This window comes from Pseudomonas sp. KCJK9000, assembly GCF_046230725.1.
Classification (GTDB): Bacteria; Pseudomonadota; Gammaproteobacteria; order Pseudomonadales; family Pseudomonadaceae; genus Aquipseudomonas; species Aquipseudomonas promysalinigenes.
The window spans coordinates 42,221-54,737 of record NZ_JBJJLN010000031.1 but is presented as its reverse complement, the minus strand read 5'-3'; the positions used below and the strand labels follow the sequence as shown (position 1 = coordinate 54,737).

Annotated in this window: 7 protein-coding genes; all 7 read right to left on the bottom strand. The window is 61.6% G+C overall.

Annotated elements, in window-relative coordinates:
- On the bottom strand, positions 1 to 6,515 hold a 6,515-nt coding region (locus ACK59H_RS15015; RefSeq protein ID WP_409264590.1), incomplete at its 3' end, for a DUF4347 domain-containing protein.
- 88 nt (positions 6,516 to 6,603) lie between these two features.
- Positions 6,604 to 7,239, bottom strand: a complete 636-nt coding sequence (locus ACK59H_RS15010) for a tail fiber protein (RefSeq protein ID WP_060478889.1) — start codon at positions 7,237 to 7,239, stop codon at positions 6,604 to 6,606.
- Positions 7,240 to 7,283: 44 nt separating this feature from the next.
- On the bottom strand, positions 7,284 to 7,625 hold the full coding sequence (locus ACK59H_RS15005) for a DUF6916 family protein (RefSeq protein ID WP_060478888.1): 342 nt from the start codon (positions 7,623 to 7,625) through the stop codon (positions 7,284 to 7,286).
- Complete coding sequence (locus ACK59H_RS15000) at positions 7,622 to 8,119, bottom strand: GNAT family N-acetyltransferase (RefSeq protein WP_060478887.1); 498 nt, start codon at positions 8,117 to 8,119, stop codon at positions 7,622 to 7,624. The genes ACK59H_RS15005 and ACK59H_RS15000 overlap by 4 nt, the downstream gene beginning before the upstream one ends.
- Positions 8,120 to 8,241: 122 nt before the next feature.
- Entirely contained in the window at positions 8,242 to 10,341 is a 2,100-nt protein-coding gene (locus ACK59H_RS14995; RefSeq protein WP_060478886.1) for an efflux RND transporter periplasmic adaptor subunit, read from the bottom strand.
- The gene (locus tag ACK59H_RS14990; RefSeq protein WP_409264589.1) at positions 10,338 to 11,657 is read right to left on the bottom strand and encodes an efflux RND transporter periplasmic adaptor subunit; all 1,320 of its coding nucleotides are present in this window, start codon (positions 11,655 to 11,657) and stop codon (positions 10,338 to 10,340) included. Before ACK59H_RS14990 ends, ACK59H_RS14995 begins: the two co-directional genes overlap by 4 nt.
- Positions 11,654 to 12,364: an efflux RND transporter periplasmic adaptor subunit gene (locus ACK59H_RS14985; protein WP_261745659.1), complete on the bottom strand. Its 711-nt coding sequence runs from the start codon at positions 12,362 to 12,364 to the stop codon at positions 11,654 to 11,656. Before ACK59H_RS14985 ends, ACK59H_RS14990 begins: the two co-directional genes overlap by 4 nt.
- Positions 12,365 to 12,517 lie beyond the last annotated feature (153 nt).

The window sequence follows — 12,517 nt, the reverse complement described above, 5'->3', positions numbered from 1 at the left end:
GCAGTACTGCCCACGCCGTTCAAGGCAAGGTTCAGGTCATTGCCGGCCAGGTCCGTCAGCGTTTGGCCACGCAGGTCGAGGCTGCTGACCGCGATGCCATCGCTGTCGTTGTCGCCCGCCTGGACGATGTACTGGAACACCAACGCCGACGTGCCACTGCCAGACACGTAGTTGGCATAACGGGTGACCCCGCCCACATCCAGCGCCAGACGCGGCGCCAGTGCGCCGGTTTGCACGGCTTCGCTGGCGTTGACGGTGAAGGTCAGCACATCGCCGGCCTTGTAATGGCCCTCCAGCGGCGGCGCCACACTCACCACCGTTGGGGCAACGCCGTCGACATTGACAGCGGCAGTACTGGCCACATTGTTCAGGGAGGCAACAATGGTGTTGCCCGCCAAGTCGCGGATGGCGCCGCCATTGAGCTCGATGCTGCTACCTACGGTAATGCCATTGCTGTCGAGCTGGCCGTTGGCCACGGTCATGCGGAATACCAGGGCAGTGCTACCGGACCCGGATACATAGTCAGCATAAACGGTGCCGCCGTTATCCAGGGTCACAGCAATGCGCGGCACCCCGCCAAGCGTATCGAGCACCACCTGCTCGCTGAAGTTGACGGTGAAATCCAGGTTCTGGCCGGTGATGTAAGTGCCGTCGGACGGTGCCTGGACGCTCGCCACCCGTGGCAGCACACCGTCGACCACAATATTGCTGCGCCCACCAAGAGAGTCGCTGCCCCCCACGCTCGGCAGGGTAAGGACCGCCAGGTCATTGCTGGCATTGGCCAGGATCGCGCCGTTGAGTTGCAGCGCTGCCGTGCTTTGGAAGTCCAGGTCGGCACTGACATCCCCTGCCTGCACGGTGTACTTGAACACCAATGTATTGCTGCCCGAGCCGCTCGAGTAAACCGCCGCCCGATCAACCAAGCCAGTCTCCAGCAGCAGGCTAGGAACCCCACCGCTGGTATCGGCGTTGACCACCTGGTCGAAAACCACGTTGATCAACACTTCATCACCCACCTTCACAGTGCGGTCCATCCCTTGGGCCGAGACGCTGGTGACTCTGGGGTTCAACGGGATGACGTTGATCGTAAGGGTATCGATATCGGTTCTTGCCCCGCCGCTTCCGCTGTTGCCATTGTCATTGGTCTCGATGGTGAGCGTGGCGCTGCCGATGAAGTTGCTAGCAGAGGTGAAGGTCAGGGTCTGCAAGGCTGCATTGAGGTTGGCACGGGTACCCTCGAAGATCATCAATGGGCTGTTGGTTCCCGTCCCCAACAGCAGAGTGATACCGCTGAGGCTGCCAAGGCTGAGGGTGCCATTGGTCGCGCTCAAGAACACGGTTAGCAGGCCATTGCCTGCATCGACATCGCTGATGGATATCGCGTTGCCGTTGGCAGTATTGAAGCCTAGGCCGATGCCTTGCTGAGCAGTCTGGGCTATGGGCAGATTGTTCACCGGCGCATCGTTGACCGCAGTGACATTGAGGGTCACGGTCTTGCTGTCGGTCTGCGCAGGGCCGCCGGTATTGCCGTTGTCGTCGAGGGTGACCGTAAGGATCACGCTATTGGTGGCATCCTGCGCGGTCTTGAAGGTCACGCTGTTGGCGGCGATGAAGACGTTGATATCGGCCAGGCTGCCGGACAGGGTCAGCACGCCAGTATCGGCACCACTGACGGTGACGCCCAGCCCACTGCTGGCGCTCAGCGTGCCGCTGGGTACCGAGAAGGTAGCAGTGACGGTGCTCGCACCCGCATCCACATCGCTGAAGCTGATACCGCTGATCACGCTCGCCACATCCTCGGTCACGGTGATCGACGCCGGCGCGGTAACCACGGGCGCATCGTTCACTGCAGCGACTTGCAAGGTCAGGCTGGTGGTGGCGTCAGAAACGCTCAAGGTGTTGACGTTGATGGTCAGTTGCACATCGCCGCTGGCGTTGGCCGCCGGGGTGAAAACCAGGCGATTGTTGGCGATGAACAGGTTGATATTGGCCAAGGTGCCGCTCAAGGTGAGCGCAGTCGAGGTCCCCCCCACGGTCACACCACCGGCGCCGGTCGCGCTGAGGGTGCCGCTGGCGACCGAGAAGGTCACGATACCCAATGTGGAGTCGACATCGCTGAAGCTGATCTGGCTGAGCGCGGTGGGTGTGTCCTCGATGATCGGCAAGGCGGCTACAGCAGTGATGACTGGCGAATCGTTGACGGCGGTGATGGTGATGTCCCGGGTCACGGCAGCCGACGCAAGATTACCGCCATCAGTCACGATGAACTGTACCGTGCGGGTGGTGGAGTTCGGGTTGTCCGAGGCGTTGTTGTAGCTCACCGCACGCAGGGCGGCCTGGAATTGCTCCACGGTCGCCTGGTTGCCCGCGGAAGTAAGCGTCAAGGTGCCAGTGCCCACATTCCACACGCCGACGATATTGCCCATCGACACACCGTCGTTGATGAAGCTGAGGCTGTCCTGAGCGCTGTAGTAAGTCAGCAGGCGGGCGGTAGCCCCAAGCGGATTGGGGCCGTCCGTATCGGCCACGGTCAGGGCCGGGTCCACCGCGATTGGGCTTGAAGGCACGTTATTGCCTTCGATCCAGGCGGCCGGGGTGCCGCTTACAGTAACCACTGGCGCATCGTTGACCGCTGTCACCACTACACTGGCGCTATCGCTGGCCGTGGAATAGGCCGACGTGCCGCCGGAGGTCAGGACACTGACCTTGCTGCCCTGCAGGCCGGCGTTACTGCTTTGATCCCAAGCCTTGTAGGTAATGGTCGCGGTTTCGCCATGGATGCCGTCAGGCACGAAACGCACCAGGTTCTGCGCGGTGAGCAGCAACGCAGCGCTGGAGGAAACCACCCCCACATCATTCCAGGTGCTGCCCGCGTCGAGGCTGTACTGCCACGTGCCATAGGTGCCGGTCAGGCCGGTGACCGCCATACCCTTGAGGGCGCCGGTATCGACATCGGTGACCCCGCCCAACAGTGATTGGACGGTATTGCCGCCGTTGTTTACAGCGGTGTCGGTGAGCCCGCTCAGGCTAGGTGAGAGCGGAGTCATCACAGGTGCATCGTTGACGGACGTCACCCCTTGGTTGGCCACTGCCATAGCGCTGGAGAATGCTGAAGCGCCGCCGTTGCTGGAGGTATCGGCAGTGCTGCGGATACCGTTGACAGACGCACTACCCTGCGTTTGATCCCAGCCACGGAAAGTGAAACTCGCGGTTTCGCCGTTGGCGCCATCGGGGACGTAGCGCAGATAGGTGGTGGCGCTGAGCAACAGCGCGCTGGTATTGGACACGGCACCGAAGTCAGTCCAGTTGGCGTTATCGGAGGAATACTGCCAAGTGCCGTTGCCGCCCCTGGCCACCACCGCGATGCCGCTCAAGGCACCGGCGTCGGCGTCGACCACGGTGTAGTTGGCCAGCAGGGTCGAAACCTGCATGCCAGATGCGGTAGTGTCTTCGGTGATGCTCGGCAGGCTGTAAGGCCCGCCTGACAACACCGGAGCATCGTTGACGCCCACTAGCGAGACAGTACTGAAAATGCCCACTGCCGTGGTCGGCAGGCCGCCGTTGGCGGAGCCTCCGTTATCGCTCAGGGTGTTCAGGGTCACTACCCGGTTGGCCGTGTTCGGGCTGTCGCTGTCATTGCGATAGGCCAGAGTATTGACGATGGTCTGCGCCGTCGACGTATCCAGGCCTGAGCTGCTGCTGAGGATGACAGTCGCTGTACCGCTGGCCACCGAGACGGTGACCACCGTACCGTTGTTGGTGGTGACCACACTGTTGCCATTGACCAGGGCCACGTCACTGCCGTCGATGACCAGCTTCTCGGCCGCGCCATTGGCGACATTGGTGACGGTGAACGTGATCTGGGCCACTTTCTGCCCAGACTCTACGGTGTTGATCGTCGCCCCACTGAACAGCTGCACGGCTGAGGTGTTCTCGGTGTAGGTCGGGTTGGCCGCCGTTACACTGACCAAAGGTGCATCATTGACTGACGCGACGGCCACGCTGACCACCGAGACGGTGCTGCTACCGCCAGCACCGTCATCCATGCTGATCGACACGCTGCGCACCGTTGTCGACGGCTCGGTGGTGTTGGAATTGCGATACGCAAGGTTCTGGATCAGCGCTGTGACCGTGGCCGCAGTGGCATTGCTGGTCAAGGTGATCACCAGTGGATTGCCGTTACTGCCGCCGGTGAAAGTGCCCAGCACCAGGCCGTTGTACAGCACCGAGGCGCCGGACAGCACAATCTGGTTGGCCCCTGCCCCCTGATCGCGGATGAACAGCACATCTTCACCGGACGTACCGCCAGCTGTGACCTGCACCGTCAGCTTGCCGCCGCTGAAGCTGGCCGAGTCGGCGTCGGTGACCGTCGCATTGCTGCCGGCATCGAGCAGAGCGTAGGCGCTTTTTTCCACGTAGGTGACGGAATCGCCGTTGAGGTTTCCGATTACAGGGGCTGCCACTGCGGCAATCGTGAAGTTCAGCGTGGTGTTGTCCTGGATGCCCTTGTATACCTGGTTAGCGGCATTGACGAAGGTCTTGCTGTCAATGCGAACGGCATATTGCACCCCTGCCAGCAGGTCGGCCGGAGGGTCGATGGTCCAGGTGGTGCCACTACCGGTGACCAAGGCGCTGCCCACGTCGATCGTCTGAATTATCGCGTTGTCACTGGTGCGTACGATGTAGATGTTACCGGCCCCCTTGCTCACCGACTGATCGAAGGTCAGTGTAATGTTCGCGCTCGGAGCAACACTCAGGCTATCGTCGGCCGGGGTTGCGCTATTGAGCTTGGGTGGGCTCCCATCCTGGTAATAGATGACCGTAGCGCCTGCGGTGGAAGACGTCCCGATCAAGTCGAGATCGCCATCACCATCGAAATCCCCGACACGGTACCGCTGAGACGTGAAATCCGGGAAGGTGGTGATACTGGCAAACGGCGACAGCGACCTTGGAAGGTCGACGAAGCTTCCGTTGTCGTTGCGCACGTAGCGAATTTCGGTACCGTCGCCGCCCACCTGATACAGGATGTCCGCGTCCCCGTCACCGTCGAAGTCCGCCACGATCGCCCGCGACACCGTTGGCGTCGGCAAACCCGCTGTACTGGTCAGCTCGACAAATCGGCCGTTGTCATTGCGTAAGTAGCGCATCTGCTGGTTAGCAGAGACGATGATGAGGTCGGTATAGCCATCACCATCGACGTCGGCAGCTTTGTAGGAGTAGGTGGCGAAGTTGGGCAGTGTGAACGTCTGGTTCCAGCCAGGATCGGTGTCCAGGATGTTGGTGAAATTACCGTTGCCATCGTTTACCAACATTCCCCAAGGTGAGTTTGTAGCGGTCTGCTGATACAGCACATCGACGGCACCATCGCCATTGAAGTCGCCAATGAGCGTCTTGACGCCGCCGAAAGTCCCCGCGACATTGGTGGTGGTGAAGCCCGAGCCATTGTTCAGGTAGAGCTTCATCGAGCTGTCGGTGATGGACGCCACCAATAGGTCGATGCGCCCATCACCGTTGAAGTCCGCCGCATGGAAGTTGGTTCCGGTGGTCGAATGGGCGCCGAGGGTCAGGCCGGCGAAAATCGAACTGTTCTGGTCTTGGATACTGAAAGTCCCGTCACGGTTGTTCACCGCGAAACTCCAGGCACCGGACGTACCATTCGCTTGATAGAGAATGTCGTCATAACCATCGCCATTGAAGTCGGCGACCACGTACTTCATCAGATTGTTGAGCGTAGCCCCCAGCACCGGCGCAGAGGCCACGGCCCCGCCGGTATAGTTGGCTGCCAGCAGACCTGAATAGCCATCCACGCTGAGCGCACTGGTTTCAATCACCCCGCTGCTGCGCTCCAGCGTCCAGTTACCCCCCAAAGCGGCGGCACCCGTGTCATCCACCGAAGCTGCGACATCGGCACCGGTAATAGACGCCAATTCATCGAGGAAGGCCTGGCCCTTGCTGCCTTCACCGACATCACAGCCGTACAACATCAGATCGCCATCAGCCTTGAGTGTCGCACCGATGCTTTGAAGGGCTGAGCGATGCTCGGCAAGGTTGTTGCTGGCCAGCCAGATATTGCCCAGTTGCACGGTACCGTCGGCACCATGGGACAGTAGGTGGATGGCATCCAGGTTGTCCCGGCCTTTGAGGTAATCGGCCATCTGCTGCAGGCCATCCTTGTCAGGATCGAGCACGACCACTTCGGCATTGGCCGGCAAACCCGCAATCAGTTGATCGGCTTGTCCGACCTGCCCATCGACGAACACGACTTCCTGGCGCTCGGCCCCTGGTTGAGCACCAGATGCCTGAGTGGAGGCCGAGGCTTGACTGTCTTGGTTGCTGGAGGTGCTGTCATTGGCCGTGTCGACGGTTGTCTGCGTGGCCGCATCCTGGGCTACGGCACCGACCGACGCATCGAACATGATTCGCGGTTCAAGAGCCATCAGCAGCGGAGCCTGGCTAGGTTCAGCGGTTTGGCGCTGCTGGGCGGCCTTGCGCAAGAATCGCTCGATGAGTTTCATGTGCACCTCCTGGTGAACTGCCGTGCTGGCGTGGCGCCAAAACAGCGAAAAAATTGGCGGTACCCTTGGGCACCGCCGTTTGTAGCCGTTAGTTGCGCGTCGGGAACACGCCCTGCATCGCAATGATGAAGTTCACTGAGATGAAAGGGCTAAGTACCGGGATCGCTACGCCGCTACCGGTTACGCTCACCGTATTGGTTGCAGTGATGGCACCGCTGACTGGCACCGTTTGCGAAGCCAAGCTAACTCGAGGCAGCGGGTTCCCGCTGTTGTCCAGGCCGTCGTGATACAGATTGAGCGCGCCTCCGCCGCCGTCGTTGACCACACCCAGGCAGCCACCGGGAATCGGCTGGGGGCTTGTCGCTTCGGCGTTCACCACTTGCAGGGCAGTGCTGCCACTCAGCGCACTGCTGACGTTCGACTGAACCACGTGGTTGTGAGGCGGCATGTTGGTCAACGACTGGGTGACCGTTTCAGTGCCGCCTTTTTCGCCCATTTCGTACATCGCCAGGCCAGGCCCCTGGCCTTGGCCGACCGGTGTACGACCGCGTAGGTCAGGCAGTGCGAAGGTACTTACGCCGTCGCCGCCAAACTGCGTGCCTAACAATGCGAACAAAGCGGTATTTTGGCTCAGGGGTACAGTCTGCCCTTGGCACAACGCCCAGCCGTACGGGTTGAAGTTGAACCCAGCCATTCTGATTTCGCCCAGATAGGGATCAGCCATGAGACTCTTCCTTACGTTGATTTGCGTGGTTGAAATACTACGAATCAAAGAGCATCGGCGCCCGCGGGGCGGTCGCAGTGAATAATGGCTTCAAGTACATGGCGCCCATCGGGCTCAGGCATCACCGGGCTCATCATCAACATCCAGGGCTGCTCGCGGCCAGGCCCGTAAAGGTTGAATACTGCTTGCGGTAACTTGACGCCCAGCGGCAAGGCCAGCACCAACGAATAGCATTGATAGTTACGGTTCATGGCCACCCCTTCGCGCACTTCCAGCAAGCTGACTTTGAGGCCCTGATCGGCGGCTATCTGCAGCACGAAACCCTCTGGGTCGGCATCGCGCAGTTCCTGCAGGGTCGGGATGGCATTGCTGAGGATGTCGTTCATGAAACTTTCCTGGCTTGAACACGGGCGTCGCGGCGCAACTTCAAGTACACCCCGGAATCACCGCACACATAAAAACCCAGCCGGGCATATAGCCGCTGTGCAGGGTTGTAGTACTCGACGAAAAGTTCGACGTTAAGCCCAAGCTGATCCGCGCGGTACAATTGTGCCTCGATCAACATCGAACCGATGCCGCGCTTTTGAAACTCAGGAAGCAGGCATATTTCAATCAAGTTGAGGGTAGTTGGCCCCCAAAATAGATAGAGACGGCCGATAGGCTGGCCATCAAGTTCGACGATCAGGAATTGGCCATCGGCATAATGAGCCTGGTAATAAGTATGTTGGGCGTTGAACTGTTGGCGAAGAAAGTTCTCGATCTGTTCTGCAGGCCAGCCACTATGGGACATTTCCTCAGACCGCGAGCCCGCGAACAGGCGCTCGATGAAAGGCATATCATCTGGATGCAAAGCACGGAGGGTCACAGCGTCCTTGTACATGAATGCATTCATCCCTGATAAGCCGACTGGTTAATTAGCAGGCTATTATTATTTTGAAGCGTTACGCTTACTTGCGTGGCGCATTGATATCAGATTACCGCAACTGTCCTACAATCGCACGATCAAAATCCACTTTCCCTCACCCCAATGGCTGCCGTGCGTCGCCATGCCGCAGCGAGCAACGACTCGCCTTGCCCCTCGAGCACGACAACGCCGCGCACCGGATGAGTTATAGCCAAGGATGTGGGGTGGCGTAACTGAAACTGCACACCATATTGCCCTTGCAACGGCTGAGCGCGCTTCTGATCGTCACGGCGCGTTGCAATAGGCCCGTGATGCTCAGAAATCAACGCCTCCTGATCGATGTAAGCCACGCCATTGGCGTCCATCGACTGCAGCGTCACCGGCAGAGCGTCACGCAACACATCGTCAGCGACGAACTGGCCGTCAGCACCCGGCTTCACCCGCCATAGATCCGCTTCGGCCAAGTAACCGCGCAAACGCAGGCCACTTTCAGCCACGTAAACCAGCGGCAGCTCAGAACTGACCCAGCGCCCAGGCACCAGGTTGTCGGCCATGTCCCGCACGATGCCAGCGTGGGGCGCACGCAACACCAAGCGGTCGCGCTGAGCGGCAAGGCCGCGAAACTCGGCCACGGCCTCGGCCAGGCGCTGTTCGAGAATACCGCTGTCCGCCGCCGTCTCGCTGCGCCCGGACTGACGCCGCAACTGTAGTTGCAGAATCTCGATCTCGCGCCGGCCTATGCCCATCCGCGCCTCCAGGTCGGGGGACACCAGGCTCAGCAAGACCTGGCCTGCCTCCACCGCCTGCCCATCGCTGACCTGCACCTGGCGCACCTGCGCGGCGGCCGGGGCATGCAGGGGGCTCAAGCGCGCCACCTCCAGCATCGCGGGCACTTCCACGCTGCTGCGCCATGGCAGCAGCAGTATTGCCAACATCAGCACCAGGCCGCTACCGAGCAGCAGGACCTTGCGTGGCTGGGCCGCTTGGCGGTGCTTCCACCAATGCTGCCACTCGCGCCAGATCGGCAGGCCGATGAACCACACCAGCTCGACCGTCATCAGGAAAATGCCAAGCACTTTGAAGAACAAGTGATACACCGCCAATGCGATACCGAAGAACAGCACGGCGCGCCATAGCCACGAAGCGTAGCTCCAACACAGCAACCGTCGACGCAGCTTCGGTGACCAGCGTTCAGGCATCGGCTCGCCGTACCCGAACAACAATTCCCGCAGGTGCCAGCGCCCCAGGGCAAAGCCGCGGCCTTGCAGGTTGTCTACGCCCCACAGGTCACTGAGCAGAAAGTAGCCGTCAAACCTCATGAGCGGGTTTACGTTGATAGCCACCGTTGTGATCCAAGTGGCACTGGCCAGCATGAAAGCAGCGGTGCGCCCTGCCCCGTCCGGCAGCAACGACCAGGCCAGCAGGGCGATACAAGCCAACAGCAGCTCGGCAAGCACACCGCCAGCACCGATCAGCAGGCGTGTGCGGCGGTCTTGCACGCGCCAGGCATCACTGACATCGGTATAGAGCATCGGCAGCAGGACCATGAAGGCGATGCCCATGCTCGACACCCGGCAACCGGCGCGCTTGGCCATGTAGGCGTGGCCGAACTCATGGCACAGCTTGGCAAAACCCAACGCGATGGCGAACGCCGCCATGCCCCCGAGGCTGAGCAGGTGCGGGAAAGTGGAAAGGAAACGCTCCCAGTCGCGCATCACCAGAAATACGCCCAGCAGTAGCACGACCGGCAAACCAAAGCGCAACAGGTTCGGGCCATAGCGCTCCAGCCAAGGCCAGGTGCGGTTGAGAAACGCATCTGGCCGCCACAGCGCAATACGGAAGAACAGGTACTTGTGCAACACCAAGCTCCAGATGCCCTGGCGCTGCGCCGCAGCCTTCGCCGCATAAGTGGCGCGCTGCTCGGCATCGGTGGCGCTGATCAGGTCATGGCCGCGCAAGAAATGCAGCAGTTCGTCCAGAGACTGGCTGGTCAACGGTGCCCCTGGCTCGGTATTGGCCGCGTTCAGCACTTGCCCAGGGTCACCCAGACTCCAATGTCGAAGCAAGCGCATGGCCGGGGCGCCGAGTTTGAAATAGCGCCCGCGCAGCGGGTCGGCCAGGGTCCACTGGGGCGCGCCATCAAGCCCCGGCGCCCCCGGCGAAAGCTGAAGGTCAGGGCGCAGCGCCGGCAGCCTCACAGGCCCACCGACTGGCGCAGGGCCGCCAAGGGCCGACGCAGCAGGTACAACGCCAGTGGAGCACGGGCACCATATACCTTGGCGGTGCCACGCAGGCCGATGCGCGGCGGCGATTGCCCGAAGCTGGCATCCAGCCGGTAGGCCAACTGCCCGGCTGGGGTCGTCTGAGCTTGATAAGCCATGCGTTCAAGCGTGGCATCGTGGCGGTTCAACGGGTCGCTGTCGAGAAACAGCGCAACCTCGGCACCAGGCGCCAGCCCTATGGCGTCAGCCACCGGCAACTCGATCCGAAGCTCGGCCTGGGCTGGGTCGGCGATCTCCATCAAGCGTTCACCGGTGCGCATCGGCTTGCCGACAAAGCGCTGGCCATCGGCGAATACCGCGATGCCATCGCGCTCGGCGCGCACCTCACTGCGCCCGAGCAGGTCACGGGCGTAATCGCGCTCGGCACGCTTTTGTTCGACCCTGGCCGCCAGCAGGTCGAGCCGGGCACTGGAGTCGGCATCGGAGAATGCCCGCTGGCTGTTGGCGCGCAATTCGGCCTCTGCGACGCCAAGGGTACGCTCGGCCACATCGGCCTGAGCCTTGAGCGTGGTGGCATCGAAGCGCACCAGTACCTGCCCGGCCTGGACGGCCTGGTTTGGCTTGACCTGCAATTGCGCAACGACCCCGTCCAACGGCGCAGCGACCACTTGGCCGTTGCGTGGCACCACCTCGGCAGGCGCCAGCACCGACTGCCGCACCGGCACCAGCAAGGTCAGCAGCAGCACGCCGGCCAGCGCCCAGCGCGTGCGAGCCGGCCACCGCAGACGCCATGGCTTACCAGGCTGCAGGGCACACCAGGCATGGTTATAGCAGTCGCCCAACTGCACAAGCAAAGCCTGCTCGGCGTCGTTCCAAGGGTTTTCGCGGGCCAGCCACAACCCTCCGAACACTTCGCCTTTACGGTCCTTGAGCGGTAGCCAGAACCCATAGGGCGCCGACAAGCCCTGCCATTCTTCGCGGCTAGCTTGGTCAAGGTCCTCAGCCGGCACTACCCCGGCCAGGGCGAAACGCTCACTGCTCGCCAACTGCGCAGCGACGCGCTCGATGAACACCACGAACGGGGCGTTGGGTTCCACAGCGCTGATGCCGGTCAACGCGCGCACCCTGCCGGTGATCAGCAAAGCGCCATGGCGATAGCCAAACAACGGCTGGCTGTCATTGACCATACTGAACGCCAGGGTCTCCAACGACGATGCGCTGCGGGCCTGACGCTCCAGCTTCAGATAATGGGCAAGCAGTTGCTCGAGCGCACCTGGCACCGGGGCGTTCATGGCCGCTCCGCAAACTGCGCGGTACCGCTCATACCTGCCAGCAGCCCCGGCGTGTTGGCCGGTACGCTGGCTATCAGCAACAGGGTCTGACTGCCCTCGTCAATCCGCGCTCCCAGCCGCTTGACCACCGCCTCGATAGGCTTGCCAGTCTCATCGGGTACGAAGCTGAAAGCCTGCTCGGGCTTGAGCCTGCCAAGCCAGCGCGACGGCACCAACAGGTGGATTTCCAAAGAACGGTTATCGACGATTTCCAGCAGCGGCGCACCGCTGGCCACACTCTCGTGAGCCTGCACCCGGCGCGTTACCACCTGGCCATCGAACGGTGCCTTGATCTGGCAGCGCTGCACCTGCACCTGATAAACCTGCGATTCAGCCTGAGCCTGGGACTGGCGCGCCTCGGCCAACGCCACTTCGAAACGGCCGACCGAATTCAACGCCGCCAGTTGCTGCTTGTTACGCAGTTCTTCACGGGCAGCACGTACGGCCGCGGCGGAGGCGTTGGCCTGAGCTTGGTAAGCGCTGCAGTCGAAACGCACCAGCACATCGCCTTTACTGAACGCCTGCCCTTCGGCGTAGGGGATTTCAACCACTCGGCCAGGCAACTCGCTAGCCAGCACTGCCTGGGAACGGGCACGCAGCACGCCACGCACTTCGCCAGCAGTGGCGCTGGCAGCGTCCAACAACGGGTCGCCAGCGTCGGCAGCCATCACCCCAGCGCTGAACAACGCCAGCACCGCACCCCAGACAACCTGCTTCATCTCGCTACGTCCCTGTAATAATTGCACCGCTTGAACACGATGTATCGGCTGCCCGCACAAGAACGTGAGCGCCGCTGGTCTGCGTGTTTGGCATTTTGCGCG

Excerpts from the sequence above, each read along its gene's own strand:
- ACK59H_RS15010 (WP_060478889.1), bottom strand. The coding sequence starts at position 7,239 with ATGGCTGATCCCTATCTGGGCGAAATCAGAATGGCTGGGTTCAACTTC.
- ACK59H_RS15005 (WP_060478888.1), bottom strand. The coding sequence starts at position 7,625 with ATGAACGACATCCTCAGCAATGCCATCCCGACCCTGCAGGAACTGCGC.
- ACK59H_RS15000 (WP_060478887.1), bottom strand. The coding sequence starts at position 8,119 with ATGTACAAGGACGCTGTGACCCTCCGTGCTTTGCATCCAGATGATATG.
- ACK59H_RS14990 (WP_409264589.1), bottom strand. The coding sequence starts at position 11,657 with ATGAACGCCCCGGTGCCAGGTGCGCTCGAGCAACTGCTTGCCCATTAT.
- ACK59H_RS14985 (WP_261745659.1), bottom strand. The coding sequence starts at position 12,364 with ATGGCTGCCGACGCTGGCGACCCGTTGTTGGACGCTGCCAGCGCCACT.